Annotated in this window: 26 protein-coding genes; 23 read left to right on the forward strand and 3 right to left on the reverse strand. The window is 49.5% G+C overall.

The genetic code is table 11. The features are described 5' to 3' along the window. The first annotated feature begins 51 nt into the window (after positions 1-51). The 6 genes from ACI955_RS00595 to ACI955_RS00620 all read left to right on the forward strand — a co-directional run bounded on the left by ACI955_RS00595 (position 52) and on the right by ACI955_RS00620 (position 5,824). Positions 52-1,122, forward strand: a complete 1,071-nt coding sequence (locus ACI955_RS00595; RefSeq protein ID WP_415241789.1) for a hypothetical protein — start codon at positions 52-54, stop codon at positions 1,120-1,122. Positions 1,123-1,223: 101 nt separating this feature from the next. Further along, complete coding sequence (locus tag ACI955_RS00600; RefSeq protein WP_415241790.1) at positions 1,224-2,516, forward strand: serine hydrolase domain-containing protein; 1,293 nt, start codon at positions 1,224-1,226, stop codon at positions 2,514-2,516. A gap of 145 nt (positions 2,517-2,661) precedes the next feature. Further along, complete coding sequence (locus tag ACI955_RS00605) at positions 2,662-4,152, forward strand: DUF3336 domain-containing protein (protein ID WP_415241791.1); 1,491 nt, start codon at positions 2,662-2,664, stop codon at positions 4,150-4,152. Between the two features lie 247 nt (positions 4,153-4,399). Continuing rightward, a complete protein-coding gene (locus tag ACI955_RS00610) occupies positions 4,400-4,840 on the forward strand; it encodes a YeeE/YedE family protein (RefSeq protein WP_415241792.1) in 441 nt (146 codons plus the stop codon). Next, positions 4,837-5,247, forward strand: a complete 411-nt coding sequence (locus tag ACI955_RS00615; protein ID WP_415241793.1) for a DUF6691 family protein — start codon at positions 4,837-4,839, stop codon at positions 5,245-5,247. The genes ACI955_RS00610 and ACI955_RS00615 overlap by 4 nt, the downstream gene beginning before the upstream one ends. Positions 5,248-5,350: 103 nt before the next feature. Then, on the forward strand, positions 5,351-5,824 hold the full coding sequence (locus tag ACI955_RS00620; RefSeq protein WP_415241794.1) for a DUF2505 domain-containing protein: 474 nt from the start codon (positions 5,351-5,353) through the stop codon (positions 5,822-5,824). Between the two features lie 27 nt (positions 5,825-5,851). Here ACI955_RS00620 and ACI955_RS00625 read toward each other — a convergent pair whose 3' ends face one another. Further along, positions 5,852-6,823 (reverse strand): tRNA-dihydrouridine synthase, encoded by a 972-nt coding sequence (locus ACI955_RS00625; protein ID WP_415241795.1) that lies wholly within the window; start codon positions 6,821-6,823, stop codon positions 5,852-5,854. 148 nt (positions 6,824-6,971) lie between these two features. Here ACI955_RS00625 and ACI955_RS00630 point away from each other — a divergent pair, with 148 nt between their 5' ends. The 15 genes from ACI955_RS00630 to ACI955_RS00700 all read left to right on the forward strand — a co-directional run bounded on the left by ACI955_RS00630 (position 6,972) and on the right by ACI955_RS00700 (position 19,545). Then, on the forward strand, positions 6,972-7,760 hold the full coding sequence (locus ACI955_RS00630) for a hypothetical protein (protein WP_415241796.1): 789 nt from the start codon (positions 6,972-6,974) through the stop codon (positions 7,758-7,760). Between the two features lie 138 nt (positions 7,761-7,898). Further along, positions 7,899-8,063 carry a rubredoxin gene (locus tag ACI955_RS00635; RefSeq protein ID WP_415241888.1) on the forward strand — a complete coding sequence of 55 codons (165 nt, stop codon included), beginning with the start codon at positions 7,899-7,901 and terminating at the stop codon, positions 8,061-8,063. 131 nt (positions 8,064-8,194) lie between these two features. Then, positions 8,195-8,362: a DUF3012 domain-containing protein gene (locus tag ACI955_RS00640; RefSeq protein ID WP_415241797.1), complete on the forward strand. Its 168-nt coding sequence runs from the start codon at positions 8,195-8,197 to the stop codon at positions 8,360-8,362. A 181-nt stretch (positions 8,363-8,543) separates the two neighbouring features. Beyond that, positions 8,544-9,422 (forward strand): type II secretion system protein N, encoded by an 879-nt coding sequence (locus ACI955_RS00645; RefSeq protein ID WP_415241798.1) that lies wholly within the window; start codon positions 8,544-8,546, stop codon positions 9,420-9,422. After that, the gene (gene gspD, locus ACI955_RS00650) at positions 9,419-11,473 is read left to right on the forward strand and encodes a type II secretion system secretin GspD (RefSeq protein WP_415241799.1); all 2,055 of its coding nucleotides are present in this window, start codon (positions 9,419-9,421) and stop codon (positions 11,471-11,473) included. Before ACI955_RS00645 ends, gspD begins: the two co-directional genes overlap by 4 nt. Position 11,474: 1 nt before the next feature. Then, positions 11,475-12,956, forward strand: a complete 1,482-nt coding sequence (gene gspE, locus ACI955_RS00655; protein ID WP_415241800.1) for a type II secretion system ATPase GspE — start codon at positions 11,475-11,477, stop codon at positions 12,954-12,956. After that, a complete protein-coding gene (gene gspF, locus ACI955_RS00660) occupies positions 12,943-14,163 on the forward strand; it encodes a type II secretion system inner membrane protein GspF (RefSeq protein WP_415241801.1) in 1,221 nt (406 codons plus the stop codon). Before gspE ends, gspF begins: the two co-directional genes overlap by 14 nt. A 14-nt stretch (positions 14,164-14,177) precedes the next feature. Further along, positions 14,178-14,666: a type II secretion system major pseudopilin GspG gene (gene gspG, locus ACI955_RS00665; RefSeq protein WP_415241802.1), complete on the forward strand. Its 489-nt coding sequence runs from the start codon at positions 14,178-14,180 to the stop codon at positions 14,664-14,666. After that, the gene (gene gspH, locus ACI955_RS00670) at positions 14,623-15,159 is read left to right on the forward strand and encodes a type II secretion system minor pseudopilin GspH (protein WP_415241803.1); all 537 of its coding nucleotides are present in this window, start codon (positions 14,623-14,625) and stop codon (positions 15,157-15,159) included. The genes gspG and gspH overlap by 44 nt, the downstream gene beginning before the upstream one ends. Further along, on the forward strand, positions 15,159-15,551 hold the full coding sequence (gene gspI, locus ACI955_RS00675) for a type II secretion system minor pseudopilin GspI (RefSeq protein ID WP_415241804.1): 393 nt from the start codon (positions 15,159-15,161) through the stop codon (positions 15,549-15,551). Before gspH ends, gspI begins: the two co-directional genes overlap by 1 nt. Then, positions 15,548-16,174 carry a type II secretion system minor pseudopilin GspJ gene (gene gspJ / locus ACI955_RS00680; RefSeq protein ID WP_415241805.1) on the forward strand — a complete coding sequence of 209 codons (627 nt, stop codon included), beginning with the start codon at positions 15,548-15,550 and terminating at the stop codon, positions 16,172-16,174. Before gspI ends, gspJ begins: the two co-directional genes overlap by 4 nt. Further along, positions 16,126-17,154, forward strand: a complete 1,029-nt coding sequence (gene gspK, locus ACI955_RS00685; RefSeq protein WP_415241806.1) for a type II secretion system minor pseudopilin GspK — start codon at positions 16,126-16,128, stop codon at positions 17,152-17,154. The genes gspJ and gspK overlap by 49 nt, the downstream gene beginning before the upstream one ends. Then, positions 17,151-18,347, forward strand: a complete 1,197-nt coding sequence (gspL, locus tag ACI955_RS00690) for a type II secretion system protein GspL (protein ID WP_415241807.1) — start codon at positions 17,151-17,153, stop codon at positions 18,345-18,347. The genes gspK and gspL overlap by 4 nt, the downstream gene beginning before the upstream one ends. Then, a complete protein-coding gene (gspM, locus tag ACI955_RS00695) occupies positions 18,344-18,826 on the forward strand; it encodes a type II secretion system protein GspM (protein ID WP_415241808.1) in 483 nt (160 codons plus the stop codon). Before gspL ends, gspM begins: the two co-directional genes overlap by 4 nt. Then, on the forward strand, positions 18,823-19,545 hold the full coding sequence (locus ACI955_RS00700; RefSeq protein WP_415241809.1) for a type II secretion system protein N: 723 nt from the start codon (positions 18,823-18,825) through the stop codon (positions 19,543-19,545). The genes gspM and ACI955_RS00700 overlap by 4 nt, the downstream gene beginning before the upstream one ends. Before the next feature lie 67 nt (positions 19,546-19,612). Here ACI955_RS00700 and ACI955_RS00705 read toward each other — a convergent pair whose 3' ends face one another. Further along, positions 19,613-20,734 carry an acyl-CoA dehydrogenase family protein gene (locus tag ACI955_RS00705; protein ID WP_415241810.1) on the reverse strand — a complete coding sequence of 374 codons (1,122 nt, stop codon included), beginning with the start codon at positions 20,732-20,734 and terminating at the stop codon, positions 19,613-19,615. A 95-nt stretch (positions 20,735-20,829) separates the two neighbouring features. After that, on the reverse strand, positions 20,830-22,020 hold the full coding sequence (locus ACI955_RS00710) for an acyl-CoA dehydrogenase family protein (protein WP_415241811.1): 1,191 nt from the start codon (positions 22,018-22,020) through the stop codon (positions 20,830-20,832). A gap of 326 nt (positions 22,021-22,346) precedes the next feature. Here ACI955_RS00710 and ACI955_RS00715 point away from each other — a divergent pair, with 326 nt between their 5' ends. Beyond that, complete coding sequence (locus ACI955_RS00715) at positions 22,347-23,096, forward strand: SDR family NAD(P)-dependent oxidoreductase (RefSeq protein WP_415241812.1); 750 nt, start codon at positions 22,347-22,349, stop codon at positions 23,094-23,096. Positions 23,097-23,194: 98 nt separating this feature from the next. Continuing rightward, entirely contained in the window at positions 23,195-24,679 is a 1,485-nt protein-coding gene (glpK, locus tag ACI955_RS00720) for a glycerol kinase GlpK (protein ID WP_415241813.1), read from the forward strand. Positions 24,680-24,718: the final 39 nt, after the last annotated feature.

The following is a 24,718-nucleotide window of genomic DNA, read 5'->3' on the forward strand; positions in this document are numbered from 1 at the left end:
GGCGCGGTTAGTCTGAGGCTTGTTGTAGACTTGAGCTAATGTGTTATGGCGGTGATGGATATCCGCGCGGGAAGCCGTGCCTACCAACATATTTTGAGTAATGGTTTATATCCTGCAGATGTTGCAGCGATGGCCGGCGCAGCGGGCGGCCCGAAATGGCTGGTGTTGGCGGCTCTCGACAAATTCCTTTTTGGTGACTGGTTTGAAGATCGCGAGGCGTGTTTGCCTCTTGTCGGCGCGTCTGCGGGGAGCTGGCGGTTTGCAGCGCTAAGTTGCGCTAACCCGGTGGCCAGTATTGATACCCTGCGAGAGGCCTATATCGTTCAGTGCTACGATCTTAAGGCGAGTCCATTGGAGGTAAGTCTTGGGGCCGAGGCGGTGTTGGATGCTTTTATCGATGACCGTAGCGCCGCAGACATTGTAGGTCACCGCTGGGCTAAACCATATATTATTGTCGCGCGTAGCAGGGGCCTGCTAGCTAGTGACTCATCCGCGGTGTTGAGCTTAGGCTTCGGTGGCGCACTCGCGCTAAATACGCTATCCCGACCGCTGCTTACTTCGGTATTACAGCGCGTGGTTTTTTCGCCAGAACAGACCTCCCCGAGTATTTTGGGTCAGCGAGAATTCCCCGGTTTTTCCACGGTATTCCAACCACTTACAGCGCAGAACCTAAAATCGGTGCTACTGGCCAGCGGCTCGATTCCCTTTGTTATGCAAGCGATACACTCGATTCCAGCTTGCCCGTCAGCAAGCTACCGTGACGGTGGATTAATTGATTATCATATCGATCTACCGTTGGCGTCCTCATCGGCTGGTGGCATTGTGTTAATGCCGCATTTCAGCCATCGCATTATTCCCGGTTGGCTGGATAAATTTGTGCCCTGGCGTCGCAGTCGTCACGCAGATAATGTTTTGCTGCTATCGCCTAGTTCGACTTGGATCGATCGCTTGCAAGATCGGAAGATTCCCGATCGTCAAGATTTTCACCGCTTTGGCACTGATAATGCCGGGCGCATTCGCGCTTGGCGAGAAGCGGTAGCGGCGTCGGAAGAGCTGGCTGATTTCTTTGCGGAGCGGGTGCATCGTCAAGATTGGGAGCGCTATTTAAAACACCTTGAGTGACGGTCTGGCCCATAAGGTTAGGCGGAGATGTCATTTGCGTTATGGAGTGAGGCTGCTGGCCGTGCTATAAGTTTCGGCTGATTTTATTGAAGAGTGTCTGTATGTGGCTAAAACAGCAATATCGTAGTTGTCGGAATTTGGCGTTTCGCGGTATTTCAGTACCAGATGACCTGGCTGGCTTAACTGATATTGACACCAATGAGGTGTCTGCTCCTAAGCAGGGTATTGCTCAGCAAGATATCGAGGCACTGTGGGGCCATGCAGAGTCAATCTTTGAGTCGGGCATGCATCCGATGGTAAGTATCTGTGTTCGGCGCGGCGGTGATGTCTTGTTGAATCGCTCCATAGGTTATGCCGATGGAGCAACTCATACCCAGCCCCGGCCAGCTTCACTGCAAACGCCTGTCTGTCTGTTTTCTGCCTCCAAGGCCGTGTCGGCGATGCTGATCCACAAATTGGCAGAAGATGGCCTAATTGATCTGCTCAACCCGATTAGTCACTATATTCCAGCATTCGCGGTTGAAGGCAAGGCGCAAATTACGGTATATCAATTATTAAGTCACCGCGCCGGTGTGCCGGGAATTCCAGATGATATACCGATAGATCTGTTGTTTGATCATCGCGCTGCTCTTGAGCTGGTTTGTAAGCAACCGGGCTTGCACAAGGATGGGCGGGTGTTGGCCTATCATGCAATTACTGGCGGCTTTATTCAGGCTGAGTTGATCCGCGTGGTCACTGGCAAGACCTTAAACGAGTATTTAGACGAAGTTATCCGCAAGCCGATGGGGATGAAGTATTTCCGCTACGGTCTAGATTCAAAGGATCACGCCGAGGTGGCTCGGAATTATTCCACGGGTTTGCCAAACATTGCATTGGTGGATCGGCAACTAGTTAAAATTTTAGGCGTTAGTGTTTCGGAAGTCGTGGATATCTCTAATACCGATGCGTTTTTAAGTGCAGAGATCGCCTCAGCTAATTTATACGCCACGGCAGAGGAGGTGAGTCGCTTCTTTCAAATGTTGTTGCAGGGTGGTGAGTGGCAGGGGAAGAGAATCTTTACCCCATTAACTGTAAATCGCGCAGTGCGTGAGATGGGTAAGCCGCAGTTTGATCGCTCTCTGGTGATGCCAATGCGTTACAGTGCCGGGATGATGCTTGGTATGAACCCGGTAGGCTTATATGGCCCCAAAACCCATTATGCTTTCGGCCATTTAGGCTTTTCAAATATCATATGTTGGGCCGATCCCGAGAGGGATATAGCGGTTTCAATTCTCACTACTGGCAAGCCAGTCATTGGAAATCATCTTTTGAGCTTTGCTAAATTACTTAATGGAATAAGCTCGACATTAGAGCCCTGTGTCGATATGGAGTATATTTACAGCAAAGTTCTGTGATCTTCAGGCAAAGTCGCTTCTATGGATACCATGCTATAAACTTGTGATAAATGCTTATGGTCAGAGGTATATTGACTCGTTAGAGTGGTTTGAAAGTTCTAACATTATACTTAATATCTTGTCACAGTGACGAATAGGTTGAATTGTGAAAAAACTTGAAAACAAATTGCAGCTTGCCAGCAGTTTTGAGGAATGGAAGGCTCTGGCTAAAGAGCATGATCGTTGTTCTGGCAAGGAGCACTGGAAAAAGATCGATAAAACAAGTCTTTATGATTATGCGTCGATTCGTTCGCGCTTAGAGCGACTGCGTTATTTCCGTGACAATAATGATGATATTGGTCTGTTGTTTTCCCTGAATGAGGGGATTCACGGCAATATGGGGGGTATGGGTAAGCCGATACTCTACGCTCGCGCCAAGTTTGGCACCAAGCAGCTTGTGCATGATTATGTTGACGGTATTCGCGACGCGCTTGATCATTTGGCTCAGCTTGATTCTGAAACCCCCGGCTTTCTTGAGCGCCTAGATTTTTTCCGCCGCGCCAATAAGTGCTATGGTAAATCAGCGTTAATGCTTAGCGGTGGTGCGGTGCTGGGTAACTTCCACATTGGTGTGGTTAAAGCGTTGGTTGAGCAAGATTTACTGCCTGATGTTATTTCCGGGGCCAGTGCCGGATCTATGATTGCTGGTGTGCTCGGCACCTTAACTGACGATGAGTTGCAAGATTTTTTGAATGCAGATAATCTCGAGAAATTGTTGCTGGCAGAGGTTGAGCTTGCCAACGGTAGCATGTCTGCGTCATCTCCTCGTATCAATCACCAGTCTTTGAAAGAGAAAATTGCCAAACTTATTCCAGATATTACATTTCAAGAAGCATTTGAGAGAACCGGGCGACATATTAATATTTCAATTTCGCCGTCTGATGTTCACCAGACTTCACGTCTTTTAAATGCGATTGCGTCTCCTAATGTTTATATTCGCAAAGCGGTGTTAGCCTCATGTGCGGTGCCGGGTATTTATCCGCCAGTGATGCTTGAGGCAAAAAATGTTCATGGTCATCCGCAGCCTTACTTAGCTACTCGACGCTGGATAGATGGTTCTGTGAGTGACGATCTTCCTGCGAAGCGATTGAGTCGGCTGTATGGCGTGAATCACTTTATTGTTAGCCAAACAAATCCGATTGTTCTGTGGGCGGTGCGAGATACTGCAATGGACAATAGCGGTCTAGGTAATGCAATTCGACAGCTCGGTGGTCGCAGCATTAAAGAGCTCTCTAAAATTGGCAACAATGTGGCGCGGAAGTATTTTAAAAATTCGCCTCGGATCCGACGGGTGACGAATATTGTTTACTCGGTGATTAATCAGGAATACACCGGCGATATCAATATTATTCCGCGCTATCGTTTTTTCGACCCACGAAAGTTACTTAATGAACTGACGCCTGATCAATTGCAGTTTTTCATTACGGAAGGTGAGCGCGCGACATGGCCGAAAATTGAGATGATTAGGGCGAGCACCACTATTAGCCGTAAACTCGCCGAAATATTAGAGACCTATGAGGCTGAGGAACTTAGCCGCTTATCAAAAAGCCATCATCATCTTGGTGCGGAAATGCCTAGAAATTCTTTGCGCGCATAGGTATTTGGTTTTAGGGCGGTTACACGGCGCGCCTCAATTCTAAGCCTCTTACTAAAGCGGCGCTCCTTTTCTGTCTTCGTTATTGAACGCGCGTTTTTATCGCCAACTTTACAGTCTTATTTGGTTACATCTTAAGCTATTAGCAAATATACCTTAGCGCTGTATTTGCGAGTAGCTTAAGTTTAATGTCGCTATAAATATGTGATTGTGAATAGTGTATTTTTTAAAGATTGAGGGTGTATTTGCTATGCTATTAGAAACCGCTTTTACACCTATAAGCGCGATTGCAGGTGGCGCCTTAATCGGGCTTTCAGCGATTGTGCTGATGTGGTCTGTCGGTAGGGTTGCGGGGATCTCCGGTATTGTTGCTGGTGCGATGATGGCGCAGGACGACGAGCGCCATTGGCGTCTGATCTTTCTTGCCGGCTTGTTCGGCGGTGCATTTATAGCGTCATTAGTAACCGGAGCCTTGGACGACGTTGTCAGTGTTGCAAGCTCTCCGGTATTAATAGTGGCCGGATTACTAGTCGGCGTCGGCACGCGCATGGGTGGTGGCTGCACATCTGGCCACGGTGTTTGCGGGATTTCGCGTTTCTCGCAGCGTTCGCTAGTGGCGACGGTTGTGTTTATGGTCAGCGGCGCCACGACTGTTTTCGTTATTCGCCATCTGTTGGGAGAGGGGGTATGAGCCGTTGGTTTATTGTTCTAGCTGGTGGATTATTTGGTGCCGGAATCACTATCTCTGGCATGGCAAATCCGGCTAAAGTCCAAAATTTTCTTGATGTTGCCGGTATTTGGGACCCAAGTTTGGCCCTGGTGATGGGTACCGCCTTGCTCATTGCTACACCCGGTTTCTCCTTGGTGTTTAAAATGTCATCGCCTAAATATGCCGAGAAATTTTCCTTGCCGACTCGCAAGGACATTGATGGCAAATTACTTTTAGGCGCGCTGTTGTTTGGGATTGGTTGGGCATTAAGTGGCCTTTGCCCTGCGCCGGCATTGGTTGCCCTGTTAACGGGGGGTTCTAGCTTTTTTATATTTTTGACGGCGATGTTTGCGGGCATGGTACTACACCGATTTGTGTTTAAAGCTTAGTTCGTCGCTTATGGTCGTAGAGCCTGCCAATAGAATAGGCTAATATCTGTTGTGCGAGTACATCGTTAACGGGCAGCAATAACAATAATGGTGAGGATGTAATATGACCGTGACATGCAAATTTACTAAAAGTGTTGATGAAGTTTGGACAGTATTATGCGATCCGGATTTTCGGGTCGAGAGAAGTATTGCGCTAGGCGAGTTAACCGCGGAATGCGACGTTGAAGAAGATGGTGAGACTGTCAAAGTACATATGGTCAGGGAGGTTGTACGCGAGCTTCCCTCGGTATTGGCAAAAATTTTTAATGCTAAACAAGTCTTAACATTTGTCGAAAGTTGGCAGCCCGTTAAAAATGGTTGGCAAGGTACTCTGGCCATAGACGTTAAGGGCCAGCCAGTGCAAATAACGGCTAACGTCTCTTTGTTGGAAACCGCCGACGGTTGCGAGTACAGCGTATCGCACCGATGTAAGGCTAAAATCCCGCTAATCGGCGGAAAAGTTGAAAAATTTATTCTGTCTCAAACGGATTCTGGCGCGGTCGATGAGTTGGACTACCTTAAGACAAAGTTCGCTTAGGCTTGGTATTTTCACGCTGTTGTTGATTTAGGCTGCGACTGTCAATTGATAGTCGCGGTGTTCCCGCAGGGCTGCACTGATATCGGCTGGGGTTTTTAGGCGCTTGATCTTCTCGAATAGCTGCTGAGCTTCGGGATATTCTCTGCGCAAATATCCCAGCCACTGCTTTATTGGTCCACCAACATGACGTGGAGCGCAGTTTGCTACGCTGTCCTTAAATAGCGCCTCCAGCAGTATCAGAATGGATGGCCATTGCTGGCGATGATATTCCTTACCTGACGAAAGAGATTTTATTTCTAAGGCAAGGTCCGGTCTAGCTAGTAGTCCGCGACCTAGCATGACGTCACTGCAGGCGCTCTGCTGCCGACACGACTGGTAATCTGCTGGGCTCCAAACTTCACCGTTAGCGATAACTGGAATAGTTGTAAATTGATGCACTTTTGCGAGTTGATGCCAGTGCGCTGGCGGCTTGTAACCGTCAGCTTTGGTGCGGGCGTGGATGGTGAGGCCATTGGCTCCCGCCTCAGTAATCGCACTCACAACATCAATCAATTTACTGTCATCATTAAAACCGAGTCTAATTTTAGCTGTCACGGGGACATAATCTGGAACAGCGCTGCGCATCGATTTGATGATCTGGTAAAGTAGCTCGGGCTCGTCCAATAGCACTGAGCCTCCGCGATGACGGTTCACGCACTTTGCAGGGCAGCCAAAGTTGGTGTCGATGCCGAGTGCGCCCAAACTTGCTGCCCGCGCGGCGTTTTCACCCATAGGGCCGGGCTCGCCGCCCAGTAGCTGGATATAAACAGGGGTTCCCGATGGCGTTTTGCACCCGTGGTCAAGCTCTGGGCACAGGCGATGAAAGACTCTGGCCGGCAGCAATTGATCGGTTATTCGCACGAATTCAGTAATGCAGCGATCAATGCCACCTATCGCTGTTAGAAGTGCGCGCATACGGGCGTTTACTACGCCTTCCATAGGCGCGAGATGTAGTTGCATAAAAGAGATCAGTGAGTAAAAAAGCTATTGTAGCGCAGCTCAGGCTGTGAGATTAAATAAACTGTTAATTGAGCATGGTTATCCGTGATGATGTGTATAAAGCGATTATATGAAATATTGCTTAGGACTTTGAATGTGAGCTCGGCTAGTGTTTAGCGCTTTACGTGGTGCGTTTTTTGCTTCCGTGACCGTGTTTGCGCTGATTTCTGTAGCGTCGCAATTTCCGGGGATGCGGGCAGCGTTTGAAGAGGCCCGTATTTTCAATGCTGAGAATGCCGATTTGTTCGGTGAAGATCCGTATTTTTATACCCAGCTCAAATTGAAGAAGGTCGACACTAGCGGCAACGGTGACTATGCCGTTATTAGCGTGGATGGTGTTGAACAGCAGTTTCACGCAGGCGATGTGCTGGCGCCGCCGTGTCTGTCGCTAAGCCTTGTTTTAAAAGATGCGGTGTTACTCGATCATTGTGGGAGTTATGCTTTTTTGTCGCTGCGAGAGTCCGTGGCGAGTGTGGCCGCGATGAAATTGCGAGTTTTAAGTGCAAGAGTCGGAGATTTGGTAGAGCGGGAGCCTAATATTGTCGATTTGAGGGGCAATGTAGATGTGCGCCGTTTGGTGTCAGACTACCGCCATCGCTTGTATGATCGGCCGCTATCCTTGCTGGGGGCGATTAAAGTCGATGTGGTCAGCGGTGAGCAAGGGCGAGAGTACTATATATCACCGGGGCGGGATAAATTGATTTTTCCTGCGCTTGCTTTGGAGCCCAATGATCGCATACGGGCGCTTAATGGCGTCGATTTGTCAGGTGGTCAGTCGCTAACGGAGGTCTATGAGCGTTTAGACGATGTAAGCCATATGGCGATCACGATAGAGCGGAATCGCCAGGACTGGGTTGTTATGGTCGACTTTGAGCCAATTGAAGTCGTCTTTAAATAAAAGCCATATCATTGAATTTACTTAATATTTCGATGGTCAATTCGGTAGTATACTCCCAGCGCTTTATGGACAGTCGCTGTTTGCGCGGCAGTCTACTACGACTAACTGGTATAAAATTGGAGGCGAATTGTGAGTGAGTTGAATAAGTGGGAGTGCGTTATTTGCGGTTTTATCTATGATGAGGCTGAAGGTCTCCCTGATGATGGAATACCGGCGGGTACCTTGTGGGCTGATGTACCTGACGACTGGGAATGTCCAGACTGTGGAATAAGTAAGTTTGACTTTGATATGGTCGCTGCTTGAAGTAACGCTAAACAGGCGGCAGCTTGGCAGGCAAAATCAGCCTTTTTATTGAAAATTGCGCTGTGACTGTGCCTGATCAAGCTGACCCTCTGTTACACTGAGCCGATTGGTTAATAGCTTGGGTTAAAGTGATGAAATCAATAAAATTGTTCGGACTACTCGGTGTGGTTTACCTTATCTCGGCGTGTGCACCAGAGATAGGTAGTGATGTCTGGTGTGCAGGCATGGATAAAAAAGCCAAGGGTGATTGGTCAGCTAATGAAGCAACGGATTATGCTAAGCACTGTGTTTTTAAATAAAAGGCTGGCAAATATATGTTTGAATTGGATCAGTATTAGTAATGTAATACGACAATATCGTGACTACAAAACCGGATTTTGGCCCTTGGTCACGGTTTTGGTAAAACAGATGTCATATTGTTCGTCTATTATTCTGCGCTTCGCGGCAATTTTGGGGTAAGTCTGAGACGTGGATCGTTCTGTGACATTAACAAGAGTTTTTCCTCCGCGCGCGGCTGTCGCTGCGAATGTGCTGCTGTGGGCAATGTTATTAGCCGGCTTAGCGGCCTTATGTTGGCAGATATCAGCGTGGTTGCGTGATCCTGCGCTACCCACTGCGGTTGTAAGCGCCGAGAGCCCAGAACTAGGCGCTGCGCAAGCGGCTAGTGGTTTTTACGATATTCAAAGTTTGCTCGGAGTACCTTTGTTTGGAATGCCGCCAGTCAGCGAAGTTGCAGCGGTTGAAGCCCAGCAGGATGTTCGTCGCAGCAGCTTGAAAATCACCGTTATCGGTTTGGTCTCCGGCGCGGATGAGCGAGGTGTTGCGGTGCTTCGCCACGGTAGCAAGACCAAGGCTTATATCGTTGGCGAAAAAATTGAGGTCCCGGGTTCGGTGCGCCTGCTAGCTGTGCTCGCTGACTACATCATTATAGAAAATAATCGTAAACGCGAGAAAATCGAACTCGATAAAAAAGCCGATCTGGCTGGCATTAGTAGCGCCGCTGCTCCTAATATATCCGACAGCAATACCATAGATCTGGATACCCCTGAGATTCGCCGCTTAATCGGCAACGCGAGAGACACGGTACAAAATAGTCCCCTGATGTTGGCGCGATACTTCTCGGTAAGCCCTGTTAATGAGGGCGGTCGCCTGGTTGGTTATGAAATAAAACCGGGCCGAGATAAACGCCTGTTTGAAGAATTATCGTTGCAGCTTGGCGATGTTGTGCTGTCTGTTAACGGCCAGTCCGTTGTGGATTTGCAGCCTCAAGAATTGTTTAAGCTCATGCAAAATACCACATCCTTTGAACTGCTGGTTCAACGTGCCGACACCATACTCACCAAAAGATTTGATATATGAAATTGTTACTACGTAAATTCTGTCTTGTTTTAGGGCTTATTGTCGCGTTCTCTGCAAGCGCGTTCGCGGAAAGTTTTGATCTTGATATGCAGAATGTCGATATTGGTGAGTTTATTAACACTGTTGCGAAACTTACCGGCAAAACCATCGTGGTAGATAGTCGTGTCAAGGGTAAAATCAGCGTTGAAAGTCACCGTAAATTAGATGCCGAGGAGCTGTATCAGATCTTCCTGTTGCAACTTGGGGTAGAAGGTTACTCGGCGATTGAGGTGGGTGATGGGATTTTAAAAGTTATTCCCAATCAAGCGGCGAAAATTGAAGGTATAAGAGTGCAGTCTGATCGCTCCTCAATTGGTCGCAGCGAGTCGATTGTTACGCGTATTGCCCAATTGCAGAACGCGGATGCAGATGAATTGGTGAAGTCTTTGCGTCCATTGGTCGACAATAAGGTGGGCGTGATTACCAGTTACGCTGATTCGAATATTATTTTAATTACAGACAGGGAGTCGAATGTACGACGCCTAATGTCGATTGTGAATGCGGTTAACTCGGTCGATACCCAGCTAATGGAAACTGTGGTGCTGGAGCATTCTTCGGCGGAGGAAGTGGAGCGAATCTTAACCAAGGTGTTATCTCAGCAGACGCGTAAGCGTGGTGCTGCAAAGCCGGTAGTGGCAGCTGATCCGCGCACAAATACTCTTATACTGTTTGGCGACGATGACGCTCGCTCGTATTTGCGACGTCTCGTGAAGGATCTAGATAGTGAAGTTAGCAACCAATCTAATATTCGTGTTCGCTATTTGAAATATGCCAAGGCGGCAGATATTGCGCCGGTTCTTAAAAGTATTAGCGACACCCTGATTAAAGGCGACGAGGCAGCTAAGTCAGCTGCGGGCAATAGTGGATCGTCGATGATCAATATTGAAGCCCATGATCAAACCAATTCCATCGTGATGTCAGGCAGCCCACATATTATTGATAATCTGGAGTCGGTGATCGCTGATTTAGATATTCGTCGTGCGCAGGTATTGGTTGAAGCAATTATCATCGAAGTGTCGGACAACCGTGCCAAAGAGTTGGGTGTGCAGTGGTTATTTAAGGGTGGATCCTCCGGGAATGTCCCTGCTGGCGGCATCAATTTTGGTGGCGGTGCCTCGGGTAGTGGCAGCGCGCCAGGTATTATCAGCCTACTTGCTGGTGCAGAGGCTGCGGCAGCGGCAGTGAGCGGCGTGAGAGGTGCGGCATTTGGCTTGGGCAAACTTAAAGATGGCGCGTTTAGTTTTGCCACTCTGATAACTGCATTGGCTAATGACACTGAGTCGAATATCTTGTCCACACCCAGCTTATTAACGCTCGATAACGAAGAGGCGTCAATTCTGGTTGGGCAGGAAATTCCGGTTGTTACCGGTTCAACAGCGAGTTCGACTAATGCCAATCCTTTTCAAACCATTACACGTCAGGAAGTTGGTATAAAGCTGCTATTTACCCCGCAAATCAACGAAGGGGATGCAGTGCAGCTTGATATAGAGCAAGAGGTTTCCTCGCTCAGTCCGTCCACCGGGGCGGCCGATGTTATTACCAATAAACGGACGATTAAAACTTCCGTGTTGGTCAATGACGGTGCAACGATTGTGCTTGGTGGTTTGATTGATGACCAAGTGACAGAGCAATCCGCTAAAGTGCCTTTACTTGGTGATATTCCGATACTGGGTCGTCTATTCCGCTCAGACAGTACCACTAAGGTGAAACGGAATTTGATGGTATTTATTCGTCCGACTATTGTGCGTGATCAGGGTACTCTATCGGAACTAAGTGCGCGTAAATATAACTATATTCGTGCTGAGCAATTGGTAAAGTCTGAGCAGGGAATTAACTTATTCCCCTTTAGCGACTTGGCAGTACTACCCGAGTGGACTGGAATGGATCCATCTCCGCCAGGTATTTTACCTAGCAAGCCGGTACCACCACCGATGACGCCCGCTGAAGATGCGGTGGAAAAAAAGCAGCGCAAACTGTCCGGTGAGAATCAGCCGGCACCGGTTCAGCAATAATATGAGGCAGCTTCTTAGTTACCCGTTTGCACGTAGTAATCGCGTGTTGGTCGAAGAGAGCGACAGTGGCTTCGACGTGCTGTGCTGTAAAGAAACGCCTGCTACCGCGATAGCAGAAGTTCAGCGTGTGCTGGCTGGGCCGGTGTGCTTAAAACTCTGCGAAGAAAAAGTTCTGCAAGATAAAATTAATGAGACATTTCAGCGCCAGCAAGGCGATGCGATGTCGGCGATGGGCGATATCTCAAGTGAAGTCGATCTCGATCGTCTTGCAGAAGAAATCCCTGAGTCACAAGATTTGCTCGATGCACAGGATGACGCTCCCGTTATTCGCTTGATTAACGCCTTATTTGGCGAAGCCCTGAAGTTGGACGCATCTGATATTCATATTGAGACTTACGAAAAAACCATGTCGGTGCGCTTGCGGGTCGACGGTATATTACAAGAAGTGTTGACCCCAAGTCGGCGTTTGGCGCCGTTACTGGTATCGCGAATTAAAGTGATGTCGCGCTTAGATATTGCCGAGAAACGGGTTCCTCAGGACGGTCGGGTTTCACTGCGTATTGCCGGCCGCTCCGTTGATGTCCGGGTGTCAACAATTCCATCTAATTATGGCGAACGCGTGGTTATGCGATTGCTAGACAAACAAGCCGCGCGAATTGACATTGATCAGCTCGGAATGCCTGAGAAAACCCTATCTGCATTAAAAGACCTGCTCCAGCAGCCCAATGGGATTCTTTTGGTTACTGGGCCTACTGGCTCAGGGAAAACCACCACCCTATACGCGGGGTTAATGTCTTTGAATGACCGTCGCCGCAATATTCTGACGGTAGAAGACCCTGTTGAATATGATATCGACGGTATTGGTCAGACTCAGGTGCACACCAAGGTTGGGATGACATTTGCGCGGGGACTTCGCGCTATCCTTCGCCAGGATCCCGACGTGGTTATGCTGGGCGAGGTGCGCGACCAAGAGACCGCAGAGATCGCTGTGCAAGCGTCACTAACGGGTCATATGGTGTTGTCGACATTGCATACCAATACCGCTGTCGGCGCGGTGACTCGCTTGGTCGACATCGGTGTCGAACCGTATTTGATTGCATCGAGTTTGAAAGGGGTTTTAGCCCAGCGATTGGTGCGTAAGCTTTGTCAGCACTGTCGGCATGAGATTGTTCTAGACAAAACTGAAGCGAGATTGCTCGGTGATCCGACCGTCGAGGGTCAGAAAGCATTTAACGCAGCTGGCTGTGACATGTGTCAGCACACGGGTTATAAAGGCCGTCAGGGTGTCTACGAGTTGCTAGTGGTTGATCGCGAGGTGGGCGAGCTGATTCACAATCGCGCAAGCGAACAAGATATTTTGCGCAAGGTTGGCAATCATATGCCTTCTTTGATGGATGAAGGTCGACGCCTAGTATTAGCGGGTCAAACCAGCCTAGATGAATTGCTGAGAAGTGTGCGAGAGGGCGGTGATGCCGGCCTTTGAATATCGCGCGCTTGATGCCAATGGGGCTAATAAGAAAGGGATTGTTGAGGCTGATTCCGGCCGGCAGGCGCGCCAGTTATTGCGCGACCAGCAATTATTTCCGCTAGATATAAAACAAACTCGCGAAAAAACCCGTGCCGAAAATGCGCGTCGCAGTTACGGTCGCTCGCGGGTCAATATTGCCGACCTCGCCTTATTTGTTAGGCATCTTGCGACCTTGATTCAGTCTGGTATTCCGCTTGAAGAAGCCTTGGCGGCCACTGCCAAACACACCCGCAAAGCTTATTTAAAACGTGTGGTCTTGGATCTGCGGGCAAGGGTGTTGGAAGGACATTCATTGGCTGAGGGTTTGAATGAGCACCCCCAGGTATTTAATCCTGTCTTCAGAGCGCTGGTGAGTTCCGGTGAAAAGTCTGGCGACCTGGGTTTAATTCTGGATCAGCTGGCTGACTATACCGAAGACAGTCAAAAGCTACGTGGGGTCATCGTTCAGGCAGCCATGTATCCGCTGGTATTGTTATTCGTTGCGCTGTCGGTTATTGCCGCGCTGATGGCCTATGTGGTTCCTAAGGTCACCGCGCAATTTGCCCACTACGATCAAGCGCTGCCAATGCTGACCCGTATATTGATTACCTTGAGTGATGGTTTGGCGGCAAATTGGGCTTATATACTGATTATTATTGCTGCAATAGCCGTAAGTATTAAATGGTGGCTAAGTTCACCCGAGCGACGCCTGCGAGCAGATAAAGCCATATTAAAGATTCCGCTTTGGGGGGTGTTGATGCTGGAGCTAGATGCCTCGCGGATGCTCAGAACCTTGTCTATTCTGATGTCCTCCGGGGTGCCGTTTTTAGAAACCTTGAAAGTGGCCTGCGACACCTTGTCGAATCAGCATTTGAAGAAAAGTATGGCAATCGTTCGTGAGCAGGTCCGGGAAGGTAAGAGTTTTAGCCGTTGTCTGCAAGAGCAGGCCGAACTTCCCCCGTTGGCAATTTATATGATAGCGAGCGGTGAGACCAGTGGTGAAATGGAAGCTATGACGCAGCGCGCTGCAAGTAATCTTGAACGCGAATTACAGGCACGGGTACAGATGTTTGTGACCTTGTTCGAACCACTTTTGATTGTGGTTTTGGGGGGCGTAGTATTATCGATTGTATTGGCGATTATGCTGCCAATACTGCAGTTGAATAATCTGACACAGTTTTAGGAGGTTTTGTCGGTATGTTGGTATCTAAATTTAAAGATAAAGAAAAAGCGCGTCAGAGTGTCAATGGCAAAAAAGGATTTACGACAAAGCAAGGCGGTTTCTCCTTGCTGGAAATCATGGTTGTTATTGTCATTATGGGCTTATTAGTTGCGGTAGTAGCCCCGAATGTGCTCCAAAACCAAGATCGGGCCATGGTCGAAAAATCACGTGCAGATATTTCAGTGTTAGAGCAAGCGCTGGACATGTACAAGCTTGATAACCATGTTTACCCAACCACAGATCAAGGCTTACAGGCTTTGGTCAAACGTCCTGAGACTGGCGCTGTTCCGAAAAGCTACCGCAGTAACGGCTATATAAAGCGCTTGCCAGAAGATCCATGGGGCAATCCTTATATATTTATTCAGCCCGGTGAGCATGGCGCGTTTGACTTGTATTCAACGGGTGCAGATGGAGAAGAAGGTGGTGAAGAACTGGCCAGCGACATCGTTAACTGGCAGGAATAATCGAGGCTTTTCATTACTGGAGCTGATGGTTGTTATTTTTATCATCGGCTTACTTAGTGGCGTTGCCGCACTCACTCTGCCGTCTAAAGACGGCGGGGCTTTGCTGCAAGAGCAGCGTTATAAATTGATAGGGCATCTGCGAAGCGCGCGAGCCGAGGCGGTGTTCAGCGGCCGCAGTCTAGGTTTGGCGTGGGAACAGCAGCGCGGACGATTTTATGTACTGACCGCGCAAGGTTGGGAAGGGGTTCAACAAGGGGTTTTAGCAAAAGGGCTAGCACTCGATGAACGCGTGACTTCCTTGATTAGCGTTGCCGGTGAACCAATTAAAGATGCGACGGATGGCGCTGACTCCGACGAACAAGATGACAGCCCGGAAACAACGCCACAAATATTGTTTCTTGGTGACGGGCAGATTTCTCCTTTTGAATGGCGTTTGTCATCCGAGGGAGCAGAGTCTTTAGGCCTCGACGAACAGTTAACCATAGAGCGCTGATGAGTATATTGTCGATTCACAAACACCATCGTCAATCTCGTGCTCGCCGCAGCAGGGGCTTCACTCTGCTGGAAATTATGGTGGCCTTGGTTATTTTTGCCACGGCAGCAGTCGCGCTGAGTAAAAGCTTGACGGAGAGTGCCAACAGCGTCGGCGCGATAGAACAGCGCCAGTTTGCCGACTTGGTTGCCCACAATGTACTGGTTGATATTCTTCGTGACGGTTACGGTAATAGTAATAGCGGTAAAGTGACGTTAGCGGGGTTTGATTATCGCTGGCAGCGCAGTGTTCAGGAAACACCGCACCCAGATATTCGTCGTGTCGATGTGGAGGTGTATTTGAGTTCTGGCAAGGACATTCTCGCCACTCGTTCGGCGTTTCTTGGTAAATGAACAAGCTGATGCATAGGAGCCAAGAAAGAGGTTTTACCTTGGTCGAGCTACTTATCGCTGTTGGCATTATGGCGTTATTGGGTACGGTAGGCGCGTTGCTGTTAAATACCTCCTTGGAGAATCAAGCCGCCATCGAAACCCGACAACAGGCTTTAGAGCGCGTGGCCTTAGCGCTGACAGTGTTCAGACGTGATTTAGAACAGATTACTCCCCGTATTCCCCGCGATGAACAGGGCGATGCGATGGCCGCGAATATTGTCGCGGAGCAAGTGGGAGAGGATAGCGAGCTAGAATTTGTGCACGGCGGCAGACGGGTATTGCCGGGCAGAGGTTTAAGTAGCACGCTTGAGCGGGTGCGTTACGTGCGCGAAGATAAAGAACTTATAAGATACAGTGCTGCGGTTGCTGACCCAGCGGGAAGTACCACCTGGCAGCGTCAGGTATTACTCAATGACGTTAGCGACTTTGTCGTAGAGTTGTGGGACGGTAATCGCTGGTCGGTGTTTTGGCCACCCAGCACTCAGGTAAATGCCACACAGCCAAGATCCTTGCGGATGACAATGTCGACCGGTGTGTGGGCGGATATTCAGTTGAACGTGTTATTACCCGAGTTGTTGCAATGAATGTGCCGGGTAAACAGCGCGGCGCGGCGTTAATGATGGTGCTTCTCATTGTGTCGATTATGGTGGTGCTCGCCGTTAGCTTAATTGATGGTGTGCGGTATAGCAGCCAGCGACTATTGAATCAGCGATTGATGGATCAAGGGTATTGGTATGCACTTGGCGGCGAGCGCATTGCGGTTTTTGCGTTAGAAGATGCGGCCGATGATGCGGTGACTGCGCTAAATCAGGACTGGGCTAGAAAAGATATTGTATTCCCGATAGAAGGCGGTTCTATTGCTGGCTTGGTGAGCGATGAACAGGCGTGTTTTAACCTGAATTCGCTATATCGGGCAGAGCCGGCGACGGGCGCTGCCGAAGACGTCACCGGGGCAGAGCAGGTCTTTACTGCACTGTTAGAAAACTTGGAGATTTCGCCACAGCGGGCGGAGTTTATTATTGGTCGCACCCAGGATTGGATCGACGAGGATTTTTCTCCTGAAGGCATCTACGGCGCTGAGGATCTAAGCTACACCGCCTTGGATTACCCCTATTTGCCGCCTAATAGTTTATTAGATTCAGTGAGTGAAATGGGTTTATACGCTGAGTTTGAAGAAGATGAGCAGAAACGCATAGAACCCTATGTGTGTGCGCTACCCGAAGTGAATACTACCATTAATGTGAATACCTTAACGGCGGATAAAGCGGCCTTGTTGGCAGCGGCAATTGCCAATGTGCTGTCGGTAGAGGAAGTGAATGCAGTACTGGAAAGCAGGCCAGAAAACGGCTGGGCGGATACGGCTAGCTTTGTCACTGCGCTGAACTTACCAACGGGTGAGGTCTTGCCCGCCAAGCTTTTACAAGGCATTGGTGTAAAGTCATATTATTTTAAGGGTTTGGCAGATGTGTTTTACGAACAACGTCAAATGCGTTTGTTTAGCCGAGTGGTGTTAAAAAACGGCAAGGCAATTGTTTATGGCCGCGAGTATGGAGAAGTTTTTTGACTGCGTTTTTATTAATTGATTTACCCCTGACGCCGGAGGCACCGGTCACGTGGTTGCACTGGGATAATGATCACTCCAGTGTGATTGCGGAGGGTGTATTGGCTAATGCGAGTGAACTGTCAAGCTTGGCCGACAGGGCTGAGGGTGCGTCGTGCTATGTGTTGATTCCCGGCGAAGCGGTGAGTGCGCATCGGGTTGTACTCCCAAAAGGGGGGCGAGTCGGTTTGTCGGCATTACCGTTCCAGTTGGAAGATAAGCTCTGTGGCGATCTCGATAGCGTGCATATTGCTACCGTTACTATAAAAGCGAACGAGCCGGCTGATGTACTGGTGGTCGGACGTGACTTGGCCGCTTACTGTTTAGACGTTCTGCGCAGCAGTGGCCTGCGTGTTAAGGCCTTATTGCCAGATTATGCGGTCTTGCCAGAAAATGCGGTGGTGGTAACTGAACATCAAGTGGCAGCAAATTTTCACGCCCATTCAGCGGGTGTCGCTACGGCTAACTTTTCGGTGTGGCAGCAGTTAGCAACAGCGGGCGAGCAAGCAGACCAAGATGTGCAGTGGTATTTTAGCAATGACTATCGCGGCGAATTGACTGAGCACGCGCCAGCTAATGCCATTCACTGTGAAGGTCGTTTACACGCATTCGCAAGCAACTTCGCGCCGTGGCCGCTGTCTCTGCTGAGCGGTAATTATGTGCTTAAAGATGAGGGTGATGAGGCCTTGGGTCGTCTGCGCTGGCCGCTGATATTACTTGCGTGCTTACTGCTCGTTCATTGGTTTGGCTTAGCGGTGCAAACTCGCACTATGACCCTTGAAATCGCGGCCCTTGATAAAGGCATGGTCGAAATTTATCAGCAGGCATTCCCCGGCGCTAGAGTGGTTAATGCGCGAAGCCAAATGCGTAGTCAGTTGAACGCCTTGGAAAATGCCGGTAGCAATGGGGCAATGATGCCCTGGTTAGACAAGGTGGCGGCGGCAAGCCGTGGTCGCAGCAATATTAGTCTGAGCCAACTTAACTATGAAAATGATCCGCCGGTGATGAAGTTATTAGTGAAAGCGACGTCTTACGAGGTTGTAGATCAGTGGCTTGCGGCGCTAAAAGCGCAAGGCCTTGATGTCAATCGTGGCGCTTTCGGTCAGGAGGATAGTGGTATCGCAGGGCAGGTGAGTATCAGAGGAGCGGCGCAATGAAATTGCTAGATCGACTGCTAGAAGGACGTAACGAGCGCGAACGCCAGATTGTTATTATCGGTGGCGCCTTAGCGATTCCGCTTATCATTTGGATGGTGATTTGGCAGCCTTTATTAAGCGCCAACTCAGCGGCTGAAACTCGCTTGGAACAGCGGCGTGGGTCGTATGCTTGGATGCAGCAGGCATCATCAAAAATTCAATCTATGCGTGGGTCTGGATCTCAGTCTGCGGCTATCTCAGGTTCGCCTCAGCAGCAGATTACCGGCGCTGCAGCGGCACTCTCAGTGAATATTAATCGTATCGAGCCGCAGTCATCAGGTCGTTACAGCGTATGGGTTGCTAGGAGTGACTACAGCAGCGCGGTGCGATTTATTGAAACTTTATCGGTGGCAGGTATGACCTTACATTCTGCAAATATTACCTTGTTGGATTCGCCAGGCAGTGTCTCCCTGCGGGCGTCGCTGGGTGCTAGTGAATGAAGCGCAATCTATGGGTTTTTATTGGGATATTCTTTTTTGTTATTTGTTTAATAGTGGCTACGCCCGCATGGGTGGTGCGTGATGTATTGGTTAATCAGCAGCCCGCGATGGCCTTGGGCAATTTCAGTGGTCGAGTCTGGCGCGGTGAGTTAGACATGGTTCAATACCAGGGGATTACCCTTGGCGGTGTTCGTTGGACCTTAAATCCACTGGGACTTTTTACCGGCGTTCCTTTGGCTATAGCAATGTCCGAACCTGTTCAGGGCGACGGAGATGTTGGTATCGGTAGTGGGGATACCTTGCAGTTGCGCAACGTTAATATCGAAGGCGAGCTGGCTAGGCTTTTGAATGCTATGAAGGTCCCCAGTATGGGCTTTGATGGCGGGATCTCTTTGTTCTTGGAGGAGGCCAAAATTAACGCGGGTGGCTGTCTTTCTGTCACTGGCACCATAAGCTTGGACGCGCTATCAGGCGATATTGATGGTGTTGAGAACATTGCCCCGGTAACGGCCAGCTTACGCTGTGAAAATAAGCGCATTGTTTTAGATGTTGATGAAAACAATGCTGCCAAGGTTCGTGGGGTAGTGCGCATTTCTGTTAGTGGTCAAATTAATGGCCAGCTATTGCTCACACCTGCGGCGGGCACCCCACTGTTTGCAAGCTTGACCCAATTTATGGGTCGGCCTGCCAATGGCAAAGATTTTATATTGCGGCTGTAGTTAAAAAATAAAAAGATGAACAGCCCTTTTATATTATTAAAAGGGTTTTGCGCGCTTCTCGCCTAGATCAATAACCACATAAACTGGCATAGCGGTCACGATGAAAGTTGCTATCCCCGAGTATTTGGGTAGCAACCCGTGACCTTTTTAGAAAAAAACCGATATCTAGTTCATCAGTAACGCCAATACCTCCGTGCATTTGTACGGCCTCGTTAGTCACCAATTCAAAGACATCGTTAAGGCTCGCCTTGGCAAGACTGGCCAATTGAGGTAAGTCCGCTCTTTTGTCATCAATGGCCGAGAGTGCATCAAGTACCACCGACTGTGATAGCTCTAATTCGATATACATTTTGGCGGCGCGGTGCTGCAGTGCTTGAAAGCTACCAATTTTTACACCGAACTGATCGCGCTCCTTCAAGTAAGCGATAGTGCGCTCAAAACACTCCTTGGCGGCGCCTAACATTTCAGCAGCTAGGCAAATACGGCCATAGTCCATTGCGGTGTTAAGAATGTTTTGGCTCTGGATGGCATCACCAATTAGCGCCGACTGATTCACGCGAACTTGGTTGAATTCAATAGTGGCGTTATTGCGGCTGTCGATTAAATGATGGCGGCGGCGATCAATACCATTGGCATTGGCATCGACAATAAACAATCCGATTCCCGATTCCATTGTGGTGGCGACAATAAGTTGATCGGCGCTGTGACCATCTAGCACAAAGACTTTTTTGCCGTGAATAATAAAGTCGTCGCCATCGGCGACTGCGGTGGTCGCGAAGCCCGTTGTCTGATGATGCGGTTTTTCTTCTAATGCCAGCGCCAAGCTGATCTCGCCAGCGGCGATGCCCGGCAATAACGCAGATTTCTGTTCCTCGCTGCCGCCCTCAATAATGATGGTTGAGCCGAGCACAACGGTGGAGAATAGGGGGGAGGCTGCCAGGGTGCGGCCACTTTCTTCTATAACGGCGCCCAGTCCCATATAGCCAAAATCCAAGCCATCATAGGCTTCTGGTAACACCATGCTGGCCCAGCCAAGCTCAACCATCTGCTGCCAGTGTTCACGCTTGTATCCAAGCGCATCTTTTTGATCGCGTAATGCGCGCAATGCTGATACCGGCATTACTCGGCTTATAAAATCTTTGGCGGTATCTTTGAGCAATCTTTGCTCTTCGTTTAGTACCAGTGTCATATTCCGCTCTCCGGTGTGTTCACGGTGTCGATGAATTAGCGTGCCTGCGCGCGTGTTTTTGCGCCGGCTCTGTTAAGTAATCCTATTTGGTCTTACTAAGTGGGCAAGCCCAGCACCCGTTTTGCAATGATATTTAGTTGGACCTCGGATGTGCCGCCGGCGATAGAAAGTGCTTTAGAAAACAGCCATCCGCGGTTGGTGAGCAATTCATCGGCGTTGAATTCATCGTCGTTCCAACCCAATGCGCGCTGTCCGAGGATTGCCATGAGAACCTCTTCTTTGCGCTTGCTTTCTTCTGTGCCCACGTATTTCATAATTAAAGGGACGTTGTTGTCCGCAACGCCATTGATGCGTTCTTCAAAGCTGCGAAAATGCGTTAGGCCAATTGCGCGGTAGGCCATTTCGTGGCTGACTAACTGCTCACGTAGGGCGTGATCCCGTAGCTTGCCACTGCTGTCTAAACCCACGTATTCAATTCCCGCCTGAACGGGGCTAAAGCTTGGGCCCGGGGTGTCGCCCCCAATTTCAGCCATGAGTTTGCGTTCGTGTTTCAACAAGGATTTGGCGACTGACCAACCTTTATTGAGTTCGCCTATCAGATTGGCCTTGGGAACTTTTACATTGTCAAAGAAGGTTTGGCAGAATTCGGATTCGCCGCTAATTAACTCAATAGGCGTGGTTGAAACACCGGGATTGTCCATGTCTATTAGGAGAAAACTAATACCTTCTTGTTTCTTTGCATCGGGGTCAGTGCGGACTAGACAAAATATCCAGTCAGCCTTATCCGCATTAGTCGTCCAGATTTTTGCGCCGTTTACCAAAAAGTGATCACCGTGGTCTTCTGCGCGTGTTTGTAAGCTGGCTAGATCGGAGCCCGCGCCGGGTTCGGAGTAGCCCTGACACCAGCGCACGTCACCGCGGGTAATACTTGGAATATGTTGCTGACGTTGTTCTTCGGTACCATATTCTAGTACCGCTGGGCCAAGCATCCAGATGCCAAGATCGAATAAGGGAGTTCGGCAGCCCAAGCGCTTCATTTCGTCCCTTAATACTTTAGCTTGGCGCTCGTCTAAACCGCCACCGCCGAGTTCAAGCGGCCACTCAGGCGCGGTCCAGCCTTTATCGCGCATGCGCTCAAACCAAAGTTTGGCGTCTTGGTTAGGGAAGACTTTATTTTTTCCTGCCCAGACTTGTTCTTCACGCGTGATGGGCGTGCGCATTGCCGGCGGACAATTTTCTTCTAACCATGCATGTACAGTTTGGCGAAATTGATCGAGATCGCTCACGTCGGTCTCCTTAAAGTAGAGGGTCTATCATCTAATATATATGGTCGCGTTGAGCTCATTTTTACTTTAATGGGGCCGGCGATTATGGTGAGCTCAGCTTAGTCGACGAGGCTTTAAAGACAAGGACGAAACACGTCACACTGACTATCAAAAGCGGTCATGCCGCTGGGCAAAACGGTATCTATTCATGGCAGCACGGTGTGCTTGGTCTGTTCTTTTGAACTTCTAGGTGATGTGATCCCCGGGGGGTAGACGTCCTTGGTCAATGTCTGCCATCTTAAAGTCAGATTGAACTTACTTTGGCAAAAATAATAACAGGTAGGAATATGAAGCGATTTGAGAATAAAGTAGTGCTAGTGACCGGCGCGGGATCGGGTATTGGTCGGGCGAGCGCGCTGCGTTTGGCTGCCGAAGGCGGCAAAATCTGGTGTACAGATATCAACGAAGCTGATCTCAATACTTTGATTGATGAAATTAAAACGGCAGGCGGTATGGCGATCGCCTACCGGTTTGATATCAGCGAAATCGGTGGCGCAGAACTCTGTATTGACGCCTGTGTCACTGAGTACGGTGGCTTAGATGCCTTGGTCAATATGGCGGGAATTCTGCGATTTTCCAATTGCCACGAACTCGGCTTGGACATTTGGGATCAGTTGATTTCGGTAAATCTCACCGGCACTTTTATGCTTTGCAAAGCGGCGTTACCGGAGCTGCTAAAAACTAAGGGCAATATCGTTAATGCGGCATCGACAGCTTCCTTACAAGGCTTGCCTTGGGGCGCGGCCTATGCGGCAAGCAAAGGCGGCGTACTGGCGATGACCCGCAGTATCGCCGTGGAATATGCCAAGCGCGGTGTGAGGGCAAATTGTGTCTGCCCCGGCGACATTAATACCAATATGGTGCAGGGCTTAAGCTTTCCTGCTGATGCAGATTTTGATTTATTGTCGAGAATCACATCATTAACCGGTGCAAAGGGGCCTGAGGTTGTCGCTGGCGTTATTGCGATGCTGGCATCTGAAGATGGATGCCATATTACTGGCGAACACATTCGTGTAGATGGTGGAATACTGGCCTAAGCACGGATTCACCAACATATAGGGTGCTAAATTCTGGTCGCCATCCGAAGTCTCTGCCATCATAGGGTGGTGATGATTTAACGGAGGCGATTTCCCTAATGGATACTTTTATTCTGGCTATTGACCAGGGCACCACAAGTTCACGAGCCATTGTATTTAATGCGCAGGGCGAAACCTGTGGTGTTGGTCAGCAGGAGTTTACCCAGTATTACCCGCGGGATGCCTGGGTAGAGCATGATCCAGAAGAAATTTGGGAGACGACGCTAAATAGCTGCCGTAAGGCCCTCGCCGCGGCCGGGATTGCCGCCGCAAATGTTGCCGGAATTGGTATTACTAATCAACGCGAAACGACTATCGTTTGGGATAAAAAAACCGGTGAAGCCGTTTATCCCGCTATTGTCTGGCAGGATCGACGCACCGCGGCGCGCTGCGCAGAACTCAAAGCGCAGGGTGTAGAAGATATTGTGTCACGGCGCAGCGGCTTGTTACTCGACCCGTATTTTTCCGGCAGCAAAGTCGGCTGGATACTAGATAATGTCAGTGGCGCAAGAGCGCGTGCAGAGGCCGGGGAGTTGGCTTTTGGTACTGTAGATAGCTTTTTGCTATGGCGATTGACCGGCGGAAAGCGACATGCCACTGATGCTAGTAATGCCTCAAGAACCTTACTTTTTAATATCCATACCCAGCAATGGGATGCCGATCTACTGGCGCTCTTTAGTATTCCTAGCGCTATGCTGCCAGAAGTCAAAGACAGCTGTGACGACTATGGCAGCACTGATAGTCGCTGGTTTGGTGCATCGATTCCCATCTGCGCGCTGATTGGCGATCAGCAGGCGGCAACCGTGGGTCAGGCTTGTTTTACTCCGGGTATGGCAAAAAGCACCTATGGCACCGGATGTTTCGTAGTGTTGAATACCGGCTCGGTCGCCGTGCGCTCTGAACACAGATTGTTAACCACGGTAGCTTATCGGATACGTGGCGAAGTCTGTTACGCTCTTGAGGGCAGCATATTTGTTGCCGGTGCCGCGGTGCAGTGGTTGCGTGACGGTCTGAAGTTAATTGGTTCTGCAGCTGAAACACAGCCCTTGGCAGAAAGTGTAGAGAGTTCCAATGGCGTCTATATGGTACCGGCCTTTACAGGTTTAGGTGCGCCATATTGGGATCCGGATGCCCGTGGTGCCATTTTCGGCTTAACCCGCGATACGGGTATCGCCCATATAGCCAGGGCGACCTTGGAGTCGGTGTGTTATCAAACCCGCGACTTACTGGAAGCGATGCGCGGTGATGGCGCAGACTTTGAAACTCTGCGAGTTGATGGCGGTATGGTTGCTAATAATTGGGTAGTACAGCGTTTAGCCGATATGTTGGACTGCCGCTGTGAGCGACCTTTGGTGACTGAAACAACGGCATTAGGTGCCGCGTATTTAACGGGCTTACAGCTTGGTATTTATAGCTCCTTAGAGGAGATTGCAGCATTGTGGCGGTGTGAGAGTGGCTTTGATCCCTCAATGAACGAAGTGGATAGAGCGCGACGTTACACTGGCTGGAAGAACGCGGTGTCTCGCGTGCGCAGCACCTATTAATTGTGATTTACGTGCATCAGTAATAGCTTGCAATGGCGT

This window comes from Zhongshania sp., assembly GCF_047636175.1.
GTDB lineage: Bacteria > Pseudomonadota > Gammaproteobacteria > Pseudomonadales > Spongiibacteraceae > Spongiibacter.